The organism is Rhizobium sp. WYCCWR 11152 (assembly GCF_013087615.1).
In the GTDB taxonomy this organism is placed as follows: domain Bacteria; phylum Pseudomonadota; class Alphaproteobacteria; order Rhizobiales; family Rhizobiaceae; genus Rhizobium; species Rhizobium indicum.
On record NZ_JABFCP010000009.1, the window covers coordinates 646,721 to 669,387 of the forward strand.

The 22,667-nt window shown below is 62.7% G+C and carries 19 protein-coding genes; 8 read left to right on the forward strand and 11 right to left on the reverse strand.

Annotated elements, in window-relative coordinates:
* The first annotated feature begins 190 nt into the window (after positions 1-190).
* A complete protein-coding gene (locus G9X67_RS18405; RefSeq protein WP_171599383.1) occupies positions 191-1,069 on the forward strand; it encodes an aminoglycoside phosphotransferase family protein in 879 nt (292 codons plus the stop codon).
* A 9-nt stretch (positions 1,070-1,078) separates the two neighbouring features.
* On the opposite strand, the gene G9X67_RS18410 is transcribed toward G9X67_RS18405, so the two are convergent.
* Positions 1,079-1,867: an SDR family oxidoreductase gene (locus G9X67_RS18410; RefSeq protein ID WP_138328450.1), complete on the reverse strand. Its 789-nt coding sequence runs from the start codon at positions 1,865-1,867 to the stop codon at positions 1,079-1,081.
* 251 nt (positions 1,868-2,118) lie between these two features.
* On the opposite strand from G9X67_RS18410, the gene G9X67_RS18415 reads away from it, so the two are divergent.
* Both G9X67_RS18415 and G9X67_RS18420 read left to right on the forward strand, forming a co-directional pair.
* Positions 2,119-3,783, forward strand: a complete 1,665-nt coding sequence (locus G9X67_RS18415) for an electron transfer flavoprotein-ubiquinone oxidoreductase (RefSeq protein ID WP_171599384.1) — start codon at positions 2,119-2,121, stop codon at positions 3,781-3,783.
* A gap of 135 nt (positions 3,784-3,918) precedes the next feature.
* Positions 3,919-4,533, forward strand: coding sequence for a L,D-transpeptidase (locus tag G9X67_RS18420; protein WP_138387688.1), 615 nt, complete (start codon positions 3,919-3,921; stop codon positions 4,531-4,533).
* 95 nt (positions 4,534-4,628) lie between these two features.
* On the opposite strand, the gene G9X67_RS18425 is transcribed toward G9X67_RS18420, so the two are convergent.
* On the reverse strand, positions 4,629-5,534 hold the full coding sequence (locus tag G9X67_RS18425; protein ID WP_171599385.1) for a DMT family transporter: 906 nt from the start codon (positions 5,532-5,534) through the stop codon (positions 4,629-4,631).
* A 96-nt stretch (positions 5,535-5,630) separates the two neighbouring features.
* Between G9X67_RS18425 and G9X67_RS18430 the strand changes: the two genes are divergently transcribed.
* Positions 5,631-6,152, forward strand: coding sequence for an Lrp/AsnC family transcriptional regulator (locus G9X67_RS18430; protein ID WP_171599386.1), 522 nt, complete (start codon positions 5,631-5,633; stop codon positions 6,150-6,152).
* A gap of 23 nt (positions 6,153-6,175) precedes the next feature.
* On the opposite strand, the gene mgtE is transcribed toward G9X67_RS18430, so the two are convergent.
* Together mgtE and G9X67_RS18440 are read right to left on the reverse strand one after the other, a co-directional pair.
* Positions 6,176-7,549 carry a magnesium transporter gene (gene mgtE, locus G9X67_RS18435; RefSeq protein WP_171599387.1) on the reverse strand — a complete coding sequence of 458 codons (1,374 nt, stop codon included), beginning with the start codon at positions 7,547-7,549 and terminating at the stop codon, positions 6,176-6,178.
* Positions 7,550-7,859: 310 nt separating this feature from the next.
* Complete coding sequence (locus G9X67_RS18440) at positions 7,860-8,873, reverse strand: zinc-binding alcohol dehydrogenase family protein (RefSeq protein WP_171599388.1); 1,014 nt, start codon at positions 8,871-8,873, stop codon at positions 7,860-7,862.
* Between the two features lie 102 nt (positions 8,874-8,975).
* On the opposite strand from G9X67_RS18440, the gene G9X67_RS18445 reads away from it, so the two are divergent.
* Positions 8,976-9,380: a helix-turn-helix domain-containing protein gene (locus G9X67_RS18445; RefSeq protein ID WP_003546832.1), complete on the forward strand. Its 405-nt coding sequence runs from the start codon at positions 8,976-8,978 to the stop codon at positions 9,378-9,380.
* On the opposite strand, the gene G9X67_RS18450 is transcribed toward G9X67_RS18445, so the two are convergent.
* The gene (locus G9X67_RS18450) at positions 9,339-10,565 is read right to left on the reverse strand and encodes an MFS transporter (RefSeq protein WP_171599389.1); all 1,227 of its coding nucleotides are present in this window, start codon (positions 10,563-10,565) and stop codon (positions 9,339-9,341) included. The two genes, G9X67_RS18445 and G9X67_RS18450, sit on opposite strands and share 42 nt — an antisense overlap.
* 302 nt (positions 10,566-10,867) lie before the next feature.
* Between G9X67_RS18450 and G9X67_RS18455 the strand changes: the two genes are divergently transcribed.
* Positions 10,868-11,812, forward strand: coding sequence for a diacylglycerol kinase family protein (locus tag G9X67_RS18455; protein ID WP_171599390.1), 945 nt, complete (start codon positions 10,868-10,870; stop codon positions 11,810-11,812).
* A gap of 35 nt (positions 11,813-11,847) precedes the next feature.
* On the opposite strand, the gene G9X67_RS18460 is transcribed toward G9X67_RS18455, so the two are convergent.
* Positions 11,848-13,200, reverse strand: a complete 1,353-nt coding sequence (locus G9X67_RS18460) for a glutamine synthetase family protein (RefSeq protein WP_171599502.1) — start codon at positions 13,198-13,200, stop codon at positions 11,848-11,850.
* Positions 13,201-13,282: 82 nt separating this feature from the next.
* Between G9X67_RS18460 and G9X67_RS18465 the strand changes: the two genes are divergently transcribed.
* On the forward strand, positions 13,283-14,650 hold the full coding sequence (locus G9X67_RS18465) for an aspartate aminotransferase family protein (protein WP_171599391.1): 1,368 nt from the start codon (positions 13,283-13,285) through the stop codon (positions 14,648-14,650).
* Between the two features lie 6 nt (positions 14,651-14,656).
* Here G9X67_RS18465 and G9X67_RS18470 read toward each other — a convergent pair whose 3' ends face one another.
* The 4 genes from G9X67_RS18470 to G9X67_RS18485 form a co-directional block, all read right to left on the reverse strand.
* Positions 14,657-16,144 carry a glycosyltransferase family 39 protein gene (locus tag G9X67_RS18470; protein ID WP_171599392.1) on the reverse strand — a complete coding sequence of 496 codons (1,488 nt, stop codon included), beginning with the start codon at positions 16,142-16,144 and terminating at the stop codon, positions 14,657-14,659.
* A 1-nt stretch (position 16,145) separates the two neighbouring features.
* Positions 16,146-17,645, reverse strand: a complete 1,500-nt coding sequence (locus G9X67_RS18475; protein WP_171599393.1) for a glycosyltransferase family 39 protein — start codon at positions 17,643-17,645, stop codon at positions 16,146-16,148.
* A 12-nt stretch (positions 17,646-17,657) separates the two neighbouring features.
* Positions 17,658-18,674 carry a glycosyltransferase family 2 protein gene (locus G9X67_RS18480; protein ID WP_171599394.1) on the reverse strand — a complete coding sequence of 339 codons (1,017 nt, stop codon included), beginning with the start codon at positions 18,672-18,674 and terminating at the stop codon, positions 17,658-17,660.
* A 137-nt stretch (positions 18,675-18,811) separates the two neighbouring features.
* Positions 18,812-20,305, reverse strand: coding sequence for a glycosyltransferase family 39 protein (locus tag G9X67_RS18485; protein WP_171599395.1), 1,494 nt, complete (start codon positions 20,303-20,305; stop codon positions 18,812-18,814).
* Between the two features lie 182 nt (positions 20,306-20,487).
* Here G9X67_RS18485 and G9X67_RS18490 point away from each other — a divergent pair, with 182 nt between their 5' ends.
* The gene (locus G9X67_RS18490; RefSeq protein WP_138387679.1) at positions 20,488-21,450 is read left to right on the forward strand and encodes a lysylphosphatidylglycerol synthase domain-containing protein; all 963 of its coding nucleotides are present in this window, start codon (positions 20,488-20,490) and stop codon (positions 21,448-21,450) included.
* Here G9X67_RS18490 and G9X67_RS18495 read toward each other — a convergent pair.
* Positions 21,418-22,659: an RNA polymerase sigma factor gene (locus G9X67_RS18495; RefSeq protein WP_171599396.1), complete on the reverse strand. Its 1,242-nt coding sequence runs from the start codon at positions 22,657-22,659 to the stop codon at positions 21,418-21,420. The two genes, G9X67_RS18490 and G9X67_RS18495, sit on opposite strands and share 33 nt — an antisense overlap.
* Between the last annotated feature and the right edge of the window lie 8 nt (positions 22,660-22,667).

Below are 22,667 nucleotides of genomic sequence, written 5' to 3' on the forward strand. Positions count from 1 at the left end.
TAAGTGGTTATAACGGCTTAAAATTTTGTAATGAATATTCCGTAATATTCAAACTATACTAATATAGAGCCAGTGTAATCCGATGCCGTTCGGCGGCGGCGGCGAAGGCGGTTCGCAAGGCGACGATGCCGACCCGTATGCCGTCCATTGCGCGGGAAGAACACGGAAAAACAAGAGAAGGCAGGTCGTCATGACTGAGTTGGACGCCAGCGAGTTTCGCTCTCTCATAACAAGCATATTTCCTGAACTCACGGCCTCCGTCTTCAAGCTGGCGGCGAAGGGCTGGGATTCGCTTGCCGTCGACGTCGATGACACGCTGATCTTCAAGTTCCCCCGCCATTCAAGTGCGGAAAGAGCGCTTGTGAAGGAAGCTGCCTTGCTCGACATCGTTCGGCCGTCGCTGTCGATGGCGGTTCCCGACATGCGCATTCACGACGGGCCGCCGATCTTCTCCAGTCATGCCAAGCTCGACGGCGAACATCTCATTGCCGAAGATTACGATGCGCTTGGCGAAGGCGATCGTCAGCGCCTCGCGGAAGATCTCGCGCGGTTTTACGCCGAGCTGCATGTGCTCGATGCCGATCGCATACGATCGGCCGGTGCCGGGGCTATCCAGCCATGGCAATCGCCCGAGACGGTACGAACCAAGGCTTTGCCGCTGCTGCCGCCTGAGATCAAGAGCTTTGCGCAGGCCATTATTTCCGATTTCGAAGCCTTGCCGCCCGATCCCTACGGCAACATCTATGGCTTCTTCGACGGTCATGGCTGGAACATGGCCTTCGACCATGCGCAAAGGAGGCTGAACGGCATTTACGATTTCGCCGATTCAGGCTTCGGCCCGCTGCACCAGGAGTTCATCTACTCGAACTTCATCTCGCCCGACCTGACCGCACGCATCGTATCGGCCTATGAAATGCTGACCGGACGCAGGCTCGATCGGCGGCGCATTGCGATCCTGACCGGCTTCCATCGTCTGTCCGAGCTCGCCGAACTTGCTGACGATCCGGCTAACGTCGAACAGATGATCCGAAGTGTGGCGACATGGGCGGCGGCAGCCCGCGTCGGCTGAGAGGGAATCTCAGACGGATCGTGCCGCGCCGCCGTCGCAGCGGATGAGCGAGCCGGTGATATAGCTTGCCGGCTGGCTGCAGAGGAAGGCAGCCGTTGCGGCAAATTCCTCGACCCTGCCGTAGCGGCCGACCGGAATGCGCGCTTCCTTGTCGGTGCGGATCTCCTCGAGGCTCTTGCCAGTCCGCTTTGCCGCAGCCCCGTCGAGATCGTCGAGGCGCGCCGTCAGGATACTGCCCGGCAGGAGCAGGTTGGTGGTGACGCCGAAGCCCGCCACTTCGGAGGCAAGCGTCTTGCTCCAGCCGGCAAGGGCCGGGCGCAACGTATTCGACAGCGCCAGATTGGCGATTGGTTCGATCACGCCGGATGAGGCAACCGTCAGGATGCGGCCCCAGCCCTGCGCCTTCATGCCGGGCAGCAGCGCATTGGTGAGCGTGATCACGCGCGCGACCATGGAGAGGAAATAGCTTTCGAGCTTTTCGCCCGTCATGTCCTCGGTCGTGCCGGGCGTCGGTCCGCCGGTATTGTTGACGAGGATATCGAGCCCGCCGAACTTCTCCTTCACCGCCGTCGTCACCATCTCGACGAAGCGTTCGTCCCCGAGATCGGCCCAGATCCAGTCGGCCCGGCCGTTGCCTTCGCCATTGATCGCCTGGCAATTGGCCTCCAGCTGTTCGCCACTGCGCCCGCAGAGCAGCACGTTTGCGCCCTCCCGCGCCAGCGCCACGGCGATGCCGAGGCCGAGACCACGCGAGGAGGCGAGGACGAGTGCCCGTTTGCCCTTGATGCCGAGATCCATGATTGTCCTCCGATAGCTTTGAGCGATGTATAAGGCGCAAGCGGCGGAAAAGGAAAGGGCATGTAACCGGTTTGGCAGCGTTTGATAATTGACGTTGACGTAAGCGTTATGTAATTCTGTCTCGCGAGGCGTCATCATTGTGCGAATTGGAAGATTGGCTGTCGTATCCCGGCTCGACAATGCTTTCTCGTTTTGACAAGAAAGTGCCGTGACGGGATGACGGCCGCGTGCCGCCAAGCGGAGACGAGTGAATGACCGAGACGACTGAGCTGCCCGAACGCGAGAGCATGGAATTCGACGTTGTTATCGTAGGCGCCGGTCCGGCTGGTCTTGCGGCGGCGATCCGTCTGAAACAAGTCAATCCGGAACTCTCCGTCGTCGTGCTGGAGAAGGGCGCGGAAGTCGGCGCGCATATTCTCTCTGGCGCCGTCGTCGACCCGATCGGCATCGACCGGCTGCTGCCCGGCTGGCGCGACGAGGCCGATCATCCGTTCAAGACCAAGGTCACCGCCGATCACTTCCTGCTGCTCGGTCCGGCCGGCTCTGTTCGCCTGCCGAATGTGCTGATGCCGCCGCTGATGAACAATCACGGCAACTACATCGTCTCGCTCGGGCTCGTCTGTCGCTGGCTGGCGACCAAGGCCGAAGAACTCGGCGTCGAGATCTATCCGGGCTTTGCCGCAACCGAAGTGCTCTACAATGACGAAGGCGCGGTGATCGGTGTTGCCACCGGCGACATGGGCATCGAGAAGAACGGCGAGCCCGGCCCGAACTATACCCGCGGCATGGAACTGCTCGGCAAATATGTGCTGATCGGCGAGGGTGTGCGTGGCTCGCTCGCCAAGCAGCTGATCGCCAAGTTCGATCTGCAGAAGGACCGCGAACCGCAGAAATTCGGCATCGGCATCAAGGAACTCTGGCAGGTCAAGCCGGAGAACCACAGGCCGGGCCTGGTGCAGCACTCCTTCGGCTGGCCGCTCGGCATGAAGACCGGCGGCGGCTCCTTCCTCTATCACCTGGAAGACAATCTGGTCGCCGTCGGCTTCGTCGTCCACCTCAATTACAAGAACCCTTATCTCTATCCCTTCGAGGAATTCCAGCGCTTCAAGACCCATCCGGCGATCCGCACCACCTTCGAGGGCGGCAAGCGACTGTCCTATGGGGCGCGTGCCATCACCGAGGGCGGCTACCAGTCGGTGCCGAAGCTTTCCTTCCCCGGCGGGGCGCTGATCGGCTGTTCGGCCGGTCTCGTCAACGTGCCGCGCATCAAGGGCAGCCACAATGCGGTGCTGTCGGGCATGCTGGCGGCCGAGAAGATCGCCGCCGCGATTGTATCAGGCCGCAGCCATGACGAGATCGTCGAGATCGAGAACGAATGGCGCAAGGGCGATATCGGCAAGGATTTGAAGCGCGTCCGCAACGTCAAGCCGCTGTGGTCGAAGTTCGGCACGGCGCTTGGCGTGGCGCTCGGCGGCTTTGACATGTGGACCAACACGCTGTTCGGCTTTTCCGTCTTCGGCACGCTGAAACATGGCAAGTCCGATGCTGAGAGCCTGGAGCCTGCTTCACAGCACAAGCCGATCGCCTATCCGAAGCCCGATGGCGTCTTGACCTTCGATCGCCTCTCCTCGGTGTTCCTGTCGAACACCAATCATGAGGAAGACCAGCCGGTGCATCTGCAGGTCAAGGACATGAACCTGCAGAAGTCGTCCGAGCATGACATCTATGCCGGCCCGTCGACGCGTTACTGTCCGGCCGGCGTCTACGAATGGGTGGAGAAGGACGGCAAGGACGTCTTCGTCATCAACGCCCAGAACTGCGTGCACTGCAAGACCTGCGACATCAAGGATCCCAACCAGAACATCAACTGGGTGCCGCCGCAGGGCGGCGAGGGGCCGGTCTATCCGAATATGTGAGGCGGATTATCCCCACCGCGACAATTCTTGCCTCCTGACGCCTTCGTGATCGCCTTCTGCCGGAGGCTGTTAGCCGTTCGTTAACCATAATTTCCTTAGCTTGCGACATCAAGTTGACGCACTAAGGACACATTCATGACGATCTCCCGCCGGGGCTTTCTGATCGCTCTGCCGCTTTTCGTGGCCGGCTGCTCTTCGACCGGTCTGAACAGCCAGACAAACTATGCCGCACTTCCGGACGAAAAATTCCCGTTGAAGCAGGTGCCGATCGACAAGATCAAGCCGGAGCTCCGCCGCCAGGAAGTGGCCTACGAAACCACGCATGCTGCCGGCACGGTGATCGTCGATACACCTGCGCGCCGCGCCTATTACGTCCTCGGCGGCGGCAGGGCGGTGCGTTATGGCGTTGGTGTCGGCCGCGAGGGGCTGGCCTTTGCCGGTAACGCCTATATCGGCCGCAAGGCCGAGTGGCCGAGCTGGACACCCACCGAAAATATGCAGCGCCGCGAAGAGCGCTATCGCAAGCTCGCCGGCGGCATGCCGGGCGGCCTGAACAACCCGCTCGGTGCGCGGGCGATGTATCTTTACCGCGGCGGCGGCGACACGCATTTCCGCATTCATGGCACCAACCAGCCGCAATCGATTGGTCTCGCCATGTCGAGCGGCTGTGTCCGCATGATGAACCACGACGTGATCGACCTCTATAGCCGCGTCGAGGTCGGCGCCAGGGTCGTCGTCATCCAGGCCTAAGGTGTCCGTTCCAAGCTCGGTAACGCCCTCTCCATTAAAAAAGCCGCCGCAGCGGTGGCTGCAGGCGGCTTTCTATCTGCTGTTGGTGTTGGATTTCAGCGGCGCGGTGCCGCAATACCCGTCGACAGCGCCACACCGATGCCGGTGATCACGGCGGCGCTGATTTCCGTCATGCCGATTGCTTCGCCAAGCAGCAAGCCGCCGCCAAGCGTCGCGAGAACCGGCGTCAGCGCCGTGAAGGCGGCAGCCTGTGTTCCGCCGAGTGTTCTGACGGCGGTGCCGTAGGCGACCATGGCGACGAGGCCGGAAAGAACGCCCTGGCTCAGCACCTGCAGGCCGATCTCCTGGAGAGTAGCCTCTGGCAGCGAGATGCCGAAGACGAGGGCAAACGCGCCCATGATCAGGAAAGACCAGACGGCAATCAGGGCGCTTGCCTGTACGGCGGTCAGACCGGAGCGCCGGAAGGCATGCGTATAGCTTGCCCAGAGAATGGCGCCGGCCGGCAGCAGCACGAAGCTCGTCCATGGCAGCGAGGCGTCCGCAAGGCTGCGCGTGAGCAGGATCAGCACGCCGGCAACGATTGCGATAAGCCCTGCGATGCGTGTGCCGTCAGGTCTTTCTTGAAACAGCGCAATGCCGATCAGCGCCGCGGCGAGCGGCATCGAGCCGCCGAGCAATATGCCTGAGGAGGCGGCCGGCGTGGAATGGATTGCCAGCGTCGTCAGCAGGAAGAAGATGGCGCCGGAACCTGACACCATGATCGCCAGCAGGTGAAGCGGCAGGGCCTTCGGCAGCAGTCCCGTCTTCAGCCAGACAGGCGAAAGCACCAGCGCCGGAATTCCGAAGCGGATCAGCCCGATATCGATCGAACCGAGCGGCGTTGCGGCGCTGTGGCGGGTGACGAGAAACCATGTCGCCCAGATCAGCACGGTAGTAGTGCCGCCGGCATAACCCAGTACCTGCGACGGCGACTTGTCGTTCGTGAAAGCAATGGTGGTCATCGTCCTGTCCTTTCCTTCATCCGGAGCCTTTCCGGTTGAAGAGAAGACTAGCGCCAGAGGTCAGGGCATGTCCTTGCTATCTATGGCTCAAAAATCATGCTATGCGCAATCTTCTGCCAATTGATGCCAGCAGGGATCGCGAAAATGCCAAATCTCGATAAATTCGATATTGCCATCCTGAAGTGCCTGCAGGAGGATGCGCGGGCCACCAATGTCGAGATCGCCGAGAAGGTGAACCTTTCGCCGTCGCCCTGCCTGCGCCGCATCCGCAATCTCGAACGCTCCGGCATCATCCGCGGTTACACGGCGGATATCGACCGCAAGGAGGTCGGTCTCGGCCTCACCGTCTTCGTCGAATTCAAGGTGGTCCAGCACAGCCGCGAAAATTCCGAGGCCCAGCAGAAGGCGTTGCTCGCCATCCCCGAGATCGTCTCCTGCTTTCTGATTTCGGGTACGGCCGATTTCCTCGCGGAAGTGGTGGTGGAGGATCTCGCCGCCTATGAGCGGCTTCTGACCCAAACGTTGTTGACCCTGCCGAATGTCAGCGACATCCGCTCGAACTTCGCCATCCGCAGCATCAAGACGCATGGCCCGTTGAAGCTGCCCGAGGGGAAATAATTCCCCTCGGGCTTGCTTGCGGGTTAGAGCAGCGTCCCGCTGAGGATGAGCAGCGCCACCGAGAAGTAGATGACGAGCCCGGTGACATCGACCAGTGTGGCGACGAAGGGGGCCGAGGCGCTGGCTGGATCGAGCCGGAGCTTCTGCAGCACGAAAGGCAGCATCGAGCCGCAGATCGAGCCGAAGGTGACGATCCCGATCAGGGCGGCAAACACCGTGACGGCGACCATCTGCCAGTGCGGACCGTAATCGTAGAGCCCGGCCGACTGCCAGAAGACGATGCGGATGAAGCCGACCAGGCCGAGGATCGCGCCGAGCACGATGCCGGTCGGCAGTTCACGCAAAAGCACCTTCCACCAGTCCGAAAGCTTCAGCTCGCCGAGTGCTAGCGCCCGGATGATCAGCGACGTTGCCTGCGAGCCGGAATTGCCGCCCGAGCTCATGATCAGCGGGATGAACAGCGTCAACACCACGGCCTTTTCCAGCTCGCCTTCGAAATGCTGCATGGCGCTTGCCGTCAGCATCTCGCCGAGGAACAGCGCTGCGAGCCAGCCGGCGCGCTTGCGGATCATGCCGGCGAAGCTGATCTTCATGTAGGGCTGGCCGAGGGCCTCCATGCCGCCGAACCTCTGTGCCGCTTCCGTCGTGTCCGATATCATCGTGTCGATCACGTCGTCGACGGTGACGATGCCGAGCATCTGCCCATGTTCGTCGATGACGGGCAGGGCGAGCAGGTCGTGCTTGCGGATCAGCCGGGCGACATCCTCCTGTTTCATCAGCGGATCGGCCGAAACCGGCGCGCCCTTCTGTGCCACCGAGAGGATCGAAGCGTCCGGCTCGCCGGTGATGAGGCGACGCAGCGTCACCACATGCAGCAGCGCATGGCTGATCTCGTCGAGCACATAGATGGCGTAGACGGTCTCGCGCGAGCGTTCGACCTGACGCACATGGTCGAGTGTGCGGGCGACGGTCCAGCTATCAGGCACGCTGACGAACTCCGTCGTCATGATGCCGCCGGCCGTGCGCGGCGGATAGCCCATCAGGTGCTGGATCGCGATGCGCACCGGTTCGTCGATGCTGGAGAACAGCCGGGCGCGGGTCTCAGCGTCGAGTTCGAGCAGCACGTCGGCGACGCGGTCGTTCGACATGCCGTGCAGCAGCCGGGCGGCATCCTCGGCGCTGAGCAGCGCAAGGATCTGTGCGGCGTTGCGAAGCTCCGGCCGGTCGAGAATGTTGACGGCATAGTCGAGCGGCATGCCGGTCAGCACCCGCCCGGCGTCCTGGATGCTCAGCGCGTTCAATGATTCGACGCGTTCGGCGATCGTTGCGCCGTGGCTGTTGTTGATGAAGGCACGGGCGGCATGGCCTGCCCGAAGAGGGAAGCGATTGATATTCATTTGAGGCTCGCCTTTCCGTCGATCCGCCGTAGCGTCCGATCGGGCGAGCCGACAGGAGTCGGTCAGCGCACGAGGGTCGCGTACGGCAAAGGCAATCGACTGCTACTGTCGCTTGGCATCGTTATGATGGCTCCGTTGAAATCCGTGCCTGACGAGTGTCATCCACGTGAATGCTAGGTGGTCCCGAACGCGGAAAAAGTCAAGCGGGGTAAATGCTTAACGCCAGAATGTCGCACCCTGCGATGCGCCATTCCAGGCGGGTATGGTTTATATGACCTTGCAGGAAACACCGGGCCTGCCGGCTGCGATCTCAGAATCCTGCGAGCACAGCCTTGCCCTTCATCCTGCCGCTTTCGACCATGGCATGCGCCGTCTTGAGGTTTACCGCATTGATCGGCCCGACGATCTCTGAAAGCGTCGTGCGGATCTTTCCAGCGTCGATGAGCTCGGAAATCTTGTTCAGCAGCTTATGCTGCTCGATCATGTCAGGCGTGCCGTAGAGCGGGCGGGTGAACATCAGCTCCCAATGAACGGAGACGGCCTTGCGCTTGAAGGGCACGATGTCGAGCGTCTTCGGATCGTCGATCAATGCGAAGCGGCCCTGCGGCGCGATCGCTTCGACGATGTCGCCGATATGGCTGTCGGTATTGGTGGTCGAGAATATGAATCCCGGCGCGCCGATGCCAAGCGCTGCCACCTGCGGCGCGATCGGCCTGGAATGGTCGACGATATGATGTGCGCCGAGTTCCTTCACCCAGTCCTGCGTTTCCGGCCGCGAGGCCGTTGCGATCACCGTCAAGTCGGTCAATGCCCGGGCGATCTGGATGGCGATCGAACCGACGCCGCCGGCGCCGCCGATGATCAGGATGGAGCGTCCCGCTCCCGAAACCGCGTCCTGCACCTTCAGCCGGTCGAACAGCGCCTCGTAGGCCGTAATCGAGGTCAGCGGCAGGGCGGCCGCGGCAGCGAAGTCGAGGCTCTTCGGTTTGGTGCCGACGATGCGTTCGTCGACGAGGTGGAATTCGGCATTGCTGCCCGGGCGGCTGATGACGCCGGAATAGAACACCTCGTCGCCGGGCTTGAACAGGGTGACATCGGCGCCGATGGCCTTGACGACGCCGGCGGCATCCCAGCCGAGCACCTTAAGCTCGTCTGCGGGCGGCGCGGAATGGGCGCGCACCTTCACGTCGACGGGATTGACCGAAACGGCTTTGATCTCGACGAGCAGATCGTGGCCTCTGGCATCCGGCATCGGGAGCTCGACATCGATCAGCGAGGTTTCGGCGGAGATTGGTTGGGGCGTTTTATAGGCGACGGCGCGCATTGGAAACTCCTGTGTTCGTTGCACGGAAGCTAGATGCGCATTATGTTCTGACAACGCAAGAATGCACAAATTCTGTACGTAGTACCCAAAAGGATACTGTAAATGTCATTGCCACGCGCCAAGCTCGTCAAGAATTTCCCCGGCTGCCCGGTCGAAGCGACGCTGACTTACCTCGACGGGAAGTGGAAGGGCGTGATCCTGTTTCATCTGATGCAAGGAACCCTGCGCTTCAACGAATTGCGGCGTAAGCTCCCGGCCGTGACTCAGCGCATGCTGACCAAGCAGCTGCGTGAACTGGAAGAGTCCGGCCTGGTATCACGCACCGTCTATCCGGTCGTGCCGCCGAGGGTCGAATATGCAATGACGCCGCTCGGCATGACGCTGAAGCCTGTGATCCAGGCGTTGGCCGCCTGGGGTGACGATTATGTCTTCTGCAGCCCGGAAGGCCGCGAACTGCGCCTGGCCTCAGACGGCCTGCGCGCTCCGGTCGCGGCGCTCGAGGCGTAGCGAGGCCGCAAAGACGAAGAGGCCGAGGAAGGACAGCGCCGCGCCGACATAACCGGTCGCCGCAAAACCGTAACCCCCGGCGATGACGAGGCCGCCGAGCCAGGCGCCGATCGCATTGGCGATATTGAAGGCGGAATGGTTGGACGCGGCCGCAAGCGTCTGCGCATCGGCGGCGACATCCATCAGCCGCGTCTGCAGCGCCGGCCCGGCGGCAAAGCCGCAGCCGACTAGGAAGACGGAAAGCCCGAGCAAATAGGGGTTGGCGGCGGTCAGCGAGAAGGTGGTCAGCACGACGATATTATAGATGAGCGACCCGCCGATCGTGCCGAGCAGCGATTTGTCGGCGAGCCACGAGCCGATGAAGTTGCCCGCATTCATACCGACGCCGAAGAGGACCAGCATGATCGGGACCGCCGTTTCCGGCAGCATCGCCACCTCAGTCGTCGTCGAGGCGATATAGCTGAACATTGCGAACATGCCGCCGTAACCGACGGCGGCGATGCCGAGCGTCAGCCACACCTGCGGCCGGCGGAAAGCGCCGAGTTCGCGCAGGAAGCCCGCTTCCGCGGAAACCTGGTCCTTCGGAACGTAGAACCAGATCAGCGCGACGGTCAGCAGGCCGAGCACGCCGACCGAGAAAAACGCCACCTGCCAGTCGAGCGACTGGCCGAAGAAGGTCGTCAACGGCGTGCCGAGAAGTGTCGCAACGGTGAGGCCGAGCATGACGCGGCCAACGGCACGGGCGCGGCGATGCGCCGGCACCATCGAGGCGGCGACAAGGGCCGCGACGCCGAAATAGGCGCCGTGCGGCAGGCCGCTGATGAAGCGCAGCAGCGTGAAGCTTTCGAAGGTCGGCGCCATGGCGCTTGATATATTGCCGGCGGCAAAGATCAGCATCAGGGTCAAAAGCAGCGTGCGGCGCGCCATCTTCGCGGCGAGCACGGCAATGACGGGTGCGCCGACGACGACGCCGAGCGCATAGGCGCTGATGACGTAGCCAGCTTGCGGCGTCGTGACCGAGAAGGTCTCGGCAACATTAGGCAGCAGCCCCATGATCGCGAATTCGCCGGTGCCGATGCCGAAGCCGCCGCAGGCGAGCGCCAGCTGGACCAGCGCCACGGTCATTGCCGACGGCAGCACTTCATCCTGGCTATCAACTGAAATATTGGCGGCAATCTCACTCACGAGAGCTCCTCGAGGCGGTTTCTGCTTGGCAATGGCGCCCTGGCGCAGGCGCGGCCGCAAGCCGATCGGTGGAAATGGCGGGAGGTGGAGATGATGTCTCCGGTAGACCCATCTATCCGTGAGCTCGCGGCTGCCGTCGAGTGCATTTTTTGCAGTGCAGCGTCCTGCTATGTGCATACGTCTATTGCAATTTTTGCATTTCTGCCCTTTGTCAGGAAAGAAGGCTGCGCTTGAAATCGCCGATACCGCAACCATCTCAGGGGCAAGGCAGGAGCATTTCCGCGCCAGGGACGGGAGCTCTTATGAAGCTTATAGGCTTTTTCAATCGCGACGGCGGGACCTTTAAGACCACCGACATGCTGGCCTACGAAAAGAGGGCAGAGGCGGCCTTCCGCGAAGCGGGGCATGATTTCGACGCCATCGTCTTCTCAGGAAAGGAAATCGTTCCCGCCATGGAGCGGGCGGCCAAGCGCGACGATATCGACGGTATCGTCGCCGGCGGTGGCGACGGCACCATTTCGGCGGCGGCATCGATTGCCTGGAAAAACGGAATTGCGCTCGGCGTCGTGCCCGCCGGCACGATGAACCTCTTTGCCCGCTCGCTGCGTGTGCCGCTCGATATCTGGCAGGCGCTCGATGTGCTTGCCTCCGGCGAGGTCGACAATGTCGATATCGCCAGCGCCAACGGCCGGCCCTTCATCCACCAGTTTTCCGCCGGCCTGCACGCCCGCATGGTGCGCTACCGCAACGCCTACAGCTATCGGTCCCGGCTGGGCAAGATCCGGGCGAGCACCAAGGCAGCTTTGGGCGTCATCTTCAACCCGCCGGAATTCGAGGTCGAGTTCGAGGCGATCGGCATGCGCGAGCGCCGCAGGGTGTCGGCGATATCAGTCTCCAACAATCCCTTCGGCGAGAACGCGCTGCTCTACGCCGATGATTTGAGAAGCGGCGAACTCGGCTTCTACACGGCAAATCCGCTGAAACCCCTCGGTGTCGCCCGTCTCGCCATCGACATGCTGCGCGGCAAGGTCCGCGAGAATGCCGATGTCATGGTGATGCACCCGGCCGAAGTGCACCTGCATTTCCCGAAACTGCGCTCCAAGGCCAATTGCGTCATGGACGGCGAGCTGCTGCCGCTCGAACGCGACGTCTCGATCCGGCTGCATCCGGGCGAATTGAAGGTTCTCGTCAAACAGGGGCTCGCCGCTCAGGTGAATGCGGACGAACGCCGCGAGCCCGCTGCGTAAGTCGGCCGGCTGCGTAAGTCGGCCGCCGCGTAATTTCAGAGCCGCGGCAGATAGGTGCGGTAGTCGAAATCCGAGACGGTGCGCAGATGCGCCAGCGCTTCCTTGCGCTTGGTGTCGCCATAGAGCGCCTGATAACGCGCGCCGAAGATATCGGTGATGAAGGGTGAGGTGCGGAAGGTCTCGACGGCGCTGAGGAAATCATGCGTCAGTCGGGTCGTATTCGCAGGTATGTGCGAAGGCGTCGTCTCCTCGCCGGGGTCGAGCTCGCCATCGAGACCGGCGAGCATGCCGCCGAGGATCGCCGCCAGCAGCAGAAAGGGATTGGCGTCGGCGCCGGCGACGCGGTGTTCGATGCGTGCGGCCGGGCCATCCTTGTCGGGGATGCGGATCGCCGTGCCGCGATGGCCGCTGCCCCAGGTCAGATCCACAGGCGCAAACGAGCCCGGCTGGAAGCGGCGGTAGGAATTGGCAAAGGGGGCGAAGATCAGCTGCGCCGCGCGCATGGAGTCGAGCAGGCCCGATATCACCGATTTGAGTAGCTTCGGTTCGCCGCCCTTGGCATCGAGGATGTTGCGGCCTTGCCCGTCGATGATGCTCGCATGCACATGCAGGCCGGAGCCGGCATGTTCGGAATAGGGCTTGGCCATGCAGGTCGATTTCAGCCCGTGGCGGCGCGCCGCCTGTTCGGCGATACGCTTGAGATAGAGGCAATCGTCGGCGGCTGCCAGCGCATCCGCGCGGTGCAGCAGGTTGACCTCGAACTGGCCCGGCCCGAATTCCGCCGTCGTCGCATCCGCCGGCAGGTTCTGCGCCTTCGCATAGGCCCTCAGCGTCTGCAAATAGCCATCGAGCGCGTCGACGGCGCTCATGTCGTAGAGCTGGAAACCGTTCGGTTCGCCGCGATAGGTGAGGCTTTCGGGCGGGCAGGGGCGTCCGGTCTCGCGCCAGTCTCCCGACATCACGTAAAATTCCAGCTCGGTCGCGACCACAGGCGTCAGCCCGCGCGCCGCATAGCGCTCGACCACCGAGGCAAGGATGGCGCGCGGATCCATGAAGCTCGGGCTGCCGTCGAATTCGTGCATGGTGGCGAGCACTTGCATCGAGCCCTCGGGCGCCCAGGGCATCGGCGCCAGGCTGCGCCGGTCGGGGATGACCTTGCCGTCGGGATCGCCGATCGTCAGCGACAGGCCGGTGATATCGTCATTATCGTCGCCCCAGATGTCGAGCGACTGCGTCGATGTCGGCAGGCGGATGTCACCGGCCCAGACCTTGTCTTCGGCGCCGGGCGGAAGCTGCTTGCCGCGCAGGTCGCCGTTCATGCCGACGATCAGGATCTCGAAACGCGGGTCGTCGCCTTTCGTCTTGCCGTCCATCCTGTCGCTTGCCATGACCTTGAAAATCCCCCGGGACAAGGCCAAGCTCCTATCCCATCGACATCAGCCTTTCAATCCGTGAGGGTCTTTACCAATCATGCCCGATACTTACCCACCCTCGAATCTTGCCGCGATCGACGCCGCGCACCATCTGCATCCCTTCGCCGACATGAAGAAGCTGAATGCCGAGGGCGCGCGTATCATCCAGCGCGGCGAGGGCGTCTACATCTTCGACAATCACGGCAGGAAATATCTCGATGGCTTCGCCGGCCTCTGGTGCGTCAATATCGGCTATGGCCGCCGGGAGATCGCCGATGCCGCCACCAGGCAGATGAATGAGCTGCCCTATTACAACACCTTCTTCGGCACGACCTCGACGCCGGCGACGCTGCTTGCGCAGAAGGTCACCTCGCATGCCGGCGAGCGTTTCAACCATATCTTTTTCACCGGCTCCGGTTCGGAGGCGAACGACACCTGGTTCCGCATGGCCCGCGTCTACTGGAGCGCCGTCGGCAAGCCGTCGAAGAAGATCGTCATATCAAGGAAGAACGGTTATCACGGCTCGACCGTCGCCGGTGCCAGCCTCGGCGGCATGAAATACATGCACGAACAGGGCGACCTGCCGATCCCGGGCATCGTCCACATCGGCCAGCCCTATTGGTACGGCGAGGGCGGCGATCTCTCACCCGCCGAATTCGGTCTCAAGGTTGCCCGCGAGCTCGAAGCGAAGATCGACGAACTGGGCGAGGAGAATGTCGCCGCATTCGTCGCCGAGCCGGTGCAAGGCGCTGCCGGCGTCATCATCCCGCCCGAGACCTACTGGCCGGAGATCGACCGCATCTGCAAGGCGCGCAACATCCTGCTGGTGACCGACGAGGTGATCTGCGGTTTCGGCCGACTGGGCGCCTGGTTCGGCCACCAGTATTTCGGCGTCGAGCCCGATCTGGCGCCGATCGCCAAGGGGCTTTCCTCCGGCTATCTGCCGATCGGCGGCGTGCTCGTCAGCGACCGCATCGCCGATGTGCTGATCAACGAGGTCGGCGACTTCAACCATGGCTTCACCTATTCCGGCCACCCGGTCTGCGCTGCCGCAGCCCTCGAAAACCTGCGCATCATCGAGGAGGAAAGACTGGTCGAACGCGTGCGCGACGATATCGGCCCCTATTTCGGCAGGGCCTGGGCAGAGCTTGCCGAACATGATCTGGTCGGCGAAGCCGTCAGCATCGGCCTGATGGGCGGCCTGCAACTCGCCGCCGAGAAGAGCACGCGTACCCGTTATGCCAAGCCCGATCAGGTCGGTGCGCTGATGCGCAATCACGCGCTGGCGAACGGTCTGGTGCTGCGCGCCACCGGCGACCGCATGCTCGCCTCGCCGCCTCTCGTCATCAGCCACGCCGAGGTGGACGAGATGGCGAGGATTACCAGGCTGGCGCTGGATTTGGCCTGGAAGGAGCTGAAATCCTGATTGCGCTCAGCCCGGCTGATTGACCCAGGCATAGCCGAAACGATAGCTGTCGTCGCCGCGCCCATAGACATAGGGCACGTCGATCACCGACGCCTGCGGTGCGGACACGCCGAGATTGGCCTGTAGCCATTGAGCCATGGCCGGGGGAAGTGTTTCGCTTCCGCCCTTCTGCGGGAGGAGCCACACCAGGAGAAGCGGTCGCCGGCCGGTAAGATCCGGGTTGAAGCCGGGATAGTCCACAGAGAGGATCGGCACACCGGGAATATCCTGCCTGAGATTACCGGCAAGCAGGCTGTCGTCGGCAAGGATCGCCGCCGGTTCGGCCTGTTTGCGCAATGTTTCCAGCATGCCGGCATAGGGCCTGTTCAGCCGCTCGTAATGACCGGTAAAGCGCGCAGTCGCAACGCTCCCGTAAAGGGCCGCCGGTACGCCGATCATGATGACGGCGAGGATGGGTATAAAACGCCGGAACGCTCTGTCTGTTGTGACGCCTGCGGCCTCGATCTTCAGGCAGAAATAGAGCGGCAGGATGAAGAGCATCGGCACCAGCCAGCGATCCTTGATGCCGGCCGCACCGCCGAAGACGATCAGAAGCAGAATGCCGGCGAGGAAGACGAGCATCATCCGCTCGAGAAGCCGCGTCCATTCCGAGCCGGAGCTGAGCGCCGGACGAAGGTTCTTGCCGAAAACGATCGCGAACACCGCCACGGTCAATGCGGCAAAGCTGATGATGGCGAGGGCGAGCGAGCTGACGCCCATGGCGACCTGCGTGAGATAGCTCGCATCGCCGCTCGCGGTCATCTTCTCCAGCGTGCGTGCGGTGGCGAAATCGAGATTGTCCTTCAGCCAGAAGAGATGCGGCAGGGTGATGACGAGCGCCACCGCCGCCGTCAGCACCAGCCGCCAGTCGAAGATCCGCGGCCGTAGGCGCGCATCCGAAAGCGCGGCAATCAGGGCTGCCGCCGGCAGGATCGCGAAATTATATTTTGCAAGCAAGCCGAAACCGATGCCGATGCCTGATATCAGATAGGAGGCAAGGCTCGGCTGCTTCAGGCTGCGGATGAAGCCGTAGAAGAAGATGCTGGCCGAGAAGAACACCGCGACCGTGTGCGTCAGGTCGCGCTGCATCTCGAACGCCATCTGCGGGATCGTCAGCAGCCCGAGCGTGGCGATCGCCACCAGCGCCTTGTCGCGCAGCACGAGCCGCGCGGTCAGGCCGTAGAGCAGATAGGAGATGAACAGCAGTAGGTTCTTCACGATAGAAAGGGCGGTCAGAGAGACGCCGGCAAACTGGAAGACGGTGTATTGCAGCCAGTTGTAGAAGGGCGGCTGCGGGCCGTAGCCGGCGGCAAGCCATTGCGATCGGAAGGCCTGTTCGGCCTCGTCGAGATCGAGCGAATGCGAGGTTGCGAGCCGCACGCCGACCTGGAGCACGAAATAGGCTGCCAGCAGAACGAAGATCCAACTGATGTCGCGACGGTTGCTCTCGGTCATCCTATCTGGTCTCCGGCCGAACCCAGGCGTAGCCGAGCGCGAAATTGTCGCCCTGGCGGCCGAAATAATAAGGAAGCGACAGCGAGCCGACCTCCTGCAGCGCGATGCCGGCCGCCGTCAGCGCTGATGAGAACCGCTCCGGCATGACCGCATCGGCAGCCGTCGCCGTCTTCTTGCCGCGCCAGACGATCAGCACCGGCCCCTTGGCCTCGGCATAGGCCGGAATGCCCGGTGCCGGAAAATCCGGGATCACCACCGGCACATCGGGAAATTGCAGCCGCATGTTTCCGCCGATATAGGTGTCGGAAGCGATCACCAGCGCCGGCTCCGCCTGTCGCGTCATCTCGCGCGAAAAACCCGCCATCGGCACATTCGGCCGGCTGTAAGTGCCGATCAGCCCGGCACCGACGACGCGGAAGCCGAGTGCGATCAGCACGCAAGCCATCAACACCGGCAGCACCGGCCGGAAGCGGCGCAGTCCGGCGGAAAGCTCGAGCCGGGCGGCCTGCATCTTCGCAAGGAAATAGATCGGCAGCACCAGCAGGAAGGGGTCGAGCCAGCGCTCGCGAACAGTCGTCGAGCCGGTCAACAGCACGATCAGAACGATGCCGGCAAGACTTGCGAGCATCATCCGCTCCATCATCCCAGTCCAGCGGTTGCCCGCCGAAAGCGCCCGGACAAAATCCCGGCGGAAGGTGGCGGCGAAGATTGCGACAGGCAGCGCCGCAAAGGCGATGATGGCGACGAGAAAGGCGAGAAGGCCTTTGCCGATCCGCACGGCGCCGGCGGGTTCGCTGCCGGCGGCCATCTTGACCAGAGTGTCGGAGGAGGCGAATGCGAGATTGCCCTGCAGCCAGATCGCGTGCGGCAGGACGATGACGAGGGCAACAGTGATCGCTGCCAGCATGCGCCAGTCGAGCGCCCGGCGTCGCCATTCGGCATCGGGCAGGATGGCGATCAAGGCGACGATAGGCATCAGCGCGAAATTATATTTCGAGATCAGCCCGATGCCGGTCGCAAGCCCGAGCAGCAGGTAGCTCGCCATATCGGGCCGGTCGAGCGTGCGGAAGAAGCCGTAGAGAAACAGCGCGCTAGCAAAGAGCAGCGCCGTCGTGTGGGTCAGATCCTGCTGGGCCATGTAAGAGACCTGGGGCAGGGTGATCAGCGCCAGCATGCCGACGGCGGCAAGCGCCTCGTCCTTCAGCGCGCGCCGCCCGGCAAGGCCATAGAAGAGATAGGACAGGAACAGCAGGATGTTCTTCGGAACGATCAACGCGCCGATCGACATGCCCGTCACCGAAACGACGGCATATTGCATCCAATTGTAGAAGGGCGGCTGCGGGCCGTAGCCCGCCAGCAGATATTGCGAGAAGAAGGATTGCTCCGCCTCGTCGAGCTCCAGCGAATGCGGAAGCACGATACGCAGCACGATGTTGAGCACGAAATAGGCTGCAAGCAGCAGGCCCGCGGTTTTGATCGTCCTCGTCGCGCGCTCCAGCATCGTGCTGCCGGCTTAGGCTTGGCTTTGATCGTCGAAGATCTGCCGCACGATATAATTCGGTGAGGCATCGTCGCGGTAATAGGTGCGCGCGATCATTTCCGCCAGGATGCCGGTGGTGATCATCTGTACCGACGACAGCAGCAGTACCACGCCGACCATCAGCATCGGTCGCGTGCCGATGTCGTTGCCCAGGATGAACTTGTCGAAGCCGAGATAGAGCAGGATCAGCATGGCGAGCGCGCCGAGGCCGAGGCCGAGCGAACCGAAGAAATGCCCCGGCCGCGCCTTGTAGCGCATGAAGAACATCACCGACAGCAGATCGAGGATGACGCGGAAGGTGCGCGAAATGCCGTATTTCGAAACGCCGTGCTCGCGGGCATGGTGGGTGACCGCCATCTCGCCGATGCGCGAGCTCGGGACGACACCGGCGACCCAGGCGGGGATGAAGCGGTGCATCTCGCCCATCAGCTTCACCTGCTTGATGATCGAGGCACGGTAGATTTTCAGGCTGCAGCCGTAATCATGCAGCTTGACGCCGGTGATGCGGCCGATCAGGTAGTTGGCGCACCAGGAGGGGATCTTGCGCAGGAACAGGCCGTCCTTGCGGTTCTTGCGCCAGCCGACCAGGAGGTCGAGTTCACGCCGTTCCAGCTCGGAGACCATCGAAGGAATGTCCTTCGGATCGTTCTGCAGGTCGCCGTCCATCGTCGCGATCAGGCGGCCACGGGCGGTGTCGATGCCGGCCTGCATGGCGGCTGTCTGGCCGAAGTTGCGCTGCAACTCGACGATCCTGAGCGCCAGCCCCTCGCGTCCGACATACTTCCGGGCGTTGACGAGCGTCGCATCCGTGCTGCCGTCGTCGACGAGGATCAGCTCCCAGCGATGGGGGTAGCTGACCATCGCAGCCACGACACGCTCGATAAGCGGGCCGACGCTTTGCTCTTCGTTGAAAATGGGCACGACCAGCGACAGTTCGAGCGATTGTACCGGATCATTCGTACCGCGAATGGGCTCTACGGTTGTCTGCAACTTTTATCTCCAAAAGGCCGGGCGGCCGAGCAATCTTGAATGCTGCCGCCGCACTTGCGGAAGGCTACTACATGAAGTGTCCGCCGGTTGCCAGCCGGCAATGCCTGTTTCCCGCAATCGGCTGATCTGCCGGGGCGCTATTTGGCGCCGCCTTCCACCCAGGAGTAACCAATGGAGAAGCTGCGTTTGCCGTCACCGAAGAGATAGGGCAGCGTCAGCGTCTTCAACTCTTGCAGATGAATGCCCGATCTCACGAGGTCATTGGCGAAGCCGGGGGAAATTGTTGGATCATCTGCGGTCTCGCCGCGCCAGATAACCAGAACCGGCCCCTTCGCAGCAGCATATTCGGGAACTCCGGGACCGGGGAAGAACGGGATCACGACGGGAACGTCGGGAAACTTCAGCCGCATGTTGCCGGCAACGAACTTGGTTCCGGCCACGATGAGAACCGGCTTGCGGGTCGCGGTCAATTCAGCCACGTAGCCGGAGAAGGGTACGTTCGTTCTCGTATACGTGCCGATATATTGAATGCCGACGATCCGGAAGAGAAGGATCGACAAGATGACGACCATGAAGACCGGCACCACCGGCCGGAAGCGCGCAAGACCGGCGGAAAGATCGATGTCTGCGGTTTCCAGTTTCAGGAACAGATAGATCAGCAGGACGAGCAGACATGGGTCGAGCCAGCGCTCGTGGATATCGCTCGCGCCGGCGAAGAGGACCACGCCGACGAAGGCGAGCAGGCTGATGAACATCATCCGCTCGATCACCCGGATCATCGGGCTGGAAGAGGAGAGCGCGCGAAAAAAGTCGCGCCGGAAGGCGGCCGCGATGAGAACGATTGGCAATGCGACGAAGCCGAGGACTGCGATCACGAGAGACAGCAGTCCTTGCCCGATGCGGGGGAGGCCGGCCGGCGCCAGGTGTTCGGCAGTCATCCGCTCGAGTGTCGGCGCAGACGCGCTGGCGAGATTGTCAGGCAGCCAGAGCGCATGCGGCAGCACGATCAGAATGGCGAGCACGGCGGCCGGCAGCAAACGCCAGTCGATGAGACGGCTGCGCCATTCCCGCTCCGGCAGCACGGCGATGAGGGCGGCAAAGGGCAGGATGGCGAAATTATACTTTGAGATGAGCCCGATGCCGGTGGCGATGCCGATGAGGAGATAGCTCCCGATCGTCGGCTGGCGCAGCGTGCGGAAAAAACCGAAAAGGAAGAGCGAGGTCGCAAACAGCAGGGCAACCGTATGGGTCAGTTCGCGCTGCGCCATCAGGCCGACCTGCGGCAGGGTAATCAGGCTCAGCATGGCGACGGCTGCGAGCGAACGGCTCTTCAGCACCTCACGGGCAGCAAGCCCGTAGAAGAGATAGCAGCCGAAGAGAATGATATTCTTCGGCACCGAGAGCACCCACATCGATATGCCGGTCACCGAAACGATGGCATATTGGATCCAGTTGTAGAAGGGCGGCTGCGGGCCATAGCCGGCAAGCAGGTATTGCGAGTAGAAGGATTGCTCCGCCTCGTCGAGATCGAGCGTATGCGGCAAGGCGATGCGAAGCGCGATGTTCAGCAGGAAATAGCCTGCGAGGAAAATGCTTGCACTTGTAATGCTTTTGGTAATCCGCTCCAACATCGTCTCCACGTCAAGCCGGCAAGGCGCCACATTTACCGGTCGGCCGCTCGGATCATTGGCGTGGAAGCCTGTTCGCCGCCGCCGCCATCAACTCCGCCGTTGTGCGCAACCTTCATTTCTCCTAAAAGGCCTGGCGACGGAACCGCTGCCTATGGCGACGCCAAGCGAGGAATGCCTACTACATGAAGAGTTCGATCGTTGAAAGCCGGCAATCCTGGTTTATGCGCAATCGCATGACCGTTTTGACGGTCGTCATCGTCGCAGCCTATGGCCTCTTCATCCAATGGTTCTGGGGTTGGCCTGTTATCATCAGGCAGTGGGCCGATGTCGGCGCAGGTCCGGTGATCGGTGCGCTGGTGCTGCTGACGAGCACCTATTTCCTGCGCACCTGGCGCATCTATGATTATTTCCCGAACGAGACAGCCGGCCGGTTCGCGGTCCTCTTCCGCGTCACGCAAATCCACAATCTGCTGAACATCATGCTGCCCTTCCGCGCCGGCGAGACCAGCTTTCCGCTGCTGATGCGCACCGAATTCGGCATTCCGCTGACGCGCGGAACCTCGGCGCTCTTCGTCATGCGGCTGCTCGACCTGCACGCGCTTCTGGCCGCCGCCGGCATCGGCTTTGCCGTCGCTTCAGCCGACGCGGCTGTTGCCTGGTCGCTCTGGACTGTCTTCCTGCTGCTGCCGGTCGCGGCCTTCGCCGCCCGCAAGCCGCTGCTGCGCCTGGCCGCCAGGCTGTTGCCGAACAAGGCGCAGAAATTCGTTGCCGAGATCGAAAACGGCTTGCCGCTCGATAGTGTCGCCTTTGCGCGCGCCTGGGCGATGACCATCGTCAACTGGCTGGTGAAGGTGATGGTGCTTGCCTGGGCGCTCGGCCTGATGGGCGTGCTGCCGATGGCGGCAAGCTTCGGCGGCGCGCTCGGCGGCGAGCTCTCCTCCGTGCTGCCGATGCATGCGCCAGGCGGCGTCGGCACCTATCCGGCCGGCATCACCGCCGGCGCCATCGCCCTGGGCGCCTCGAGCGAGCGGATGGCCTTGGCCGCGCTGGCGCAGGCAAGCGTCAATGCCCACCTGCTGATCATCGTCTCGGCGCTGACCGGCACCGCGATCTCACTGCCGCTCGGACGTCGCGGCAAGCTCTGAAATCCGTTTTCTCAAAAACGCTTGTTCCGGCTCCTGCCGGCAGAGCGACAGCGCTGTTTGATAGGCGGTGATCGCCTCTTGCCTCCGGCCGAGACGGCGCAGGAAATCGGCGCGCGCCGAATGGGCGAGGTGATAGGCCTGCAGCTCCCCGCGTTCCAGAATGGCATCGACCAGCTCCAGCCCCTTCGCCGGCCCCTCCGCCATGGCAATCGCCACCGCGCGGTTGAGCTCGACGATCGGGGAGGGCTGTGCTGCTAGAAGCAGATCGTAATAGAAGGCGATCCGTCGCCAGTCGGTCTCTTCGGCAGCCGGCGCCCGGGCATGTTCGGCGGCGATAGCCGCCTGTAGCGTATAGGTGCCGATCTCTCCCGCTTCCATCGCCGCGGCGAGCAGCGCCAAGCCTTCCGTAATCTTCGCATGATCCCAGAGCGAGCGGTCCTGATCGGCAAGCAGCACCAGCGATCCGTCTCCGACGCGGCGGGCGGTGCGGCGGGAATCCTGCAGCAGCATCAAGGCCAGTAGGCCGGAGACGTCGGGATGAGGCAGCAGCGTCAGAAGCAGCCGCGCCAGACGGATCGCCTCCGCGCTCAGGTCGGCGCGGACCACCTCCTCGCCGGAAGAGGCCGAATAGCCCTCGTTGAAGACGAGGTAGATGACGTGCAGCACGCGGTCGAGCCGCGGCGGCAGCGCCTCGCGGCCCGGCACCTCGTAGGGGATCTTCGCCGCCCGGATCCTGCCTTTGGCGCGCACGATCCGCTGGGCCACCGTCGGCGCCGGAATGAGGAAGGCATGGGCGATCTCTTCGGTGGTCAGTCCGCAGATTTCCCGGAGCGCCATCGCCATCTGCGCATCGGCCGGGATGAGCGGATGGCAGCAGGTGAAGATCAGCCGCAGCATGTCGTCCTCGATCGGTTCCATGTCGCCGATCTCCGTTGCGTCGGGCGTGTAGAGGCTGTCCTCGATGTGATGCTGCGAAGCATCGAAACGCGCCCGCCGCCTGATCGTGTCGATCGCCTTGAAGCGCCCAGTGGAAACGAGCCAGGCGAAGGGATTGCCGGGAATGCCGTCTGTCGGCCATGTCCGGGTGGCGGCGGCAAAGGCGTCGTGAAGCGCTTCCTCCGCCCGGTCGAAATCGCCGAGCAGACGGATCAGCGTCGCCAGCACCCGGCGCGACTGCGTTCGGTAGATCTCCTCGATCACACTTTCCAAAGGGGCAC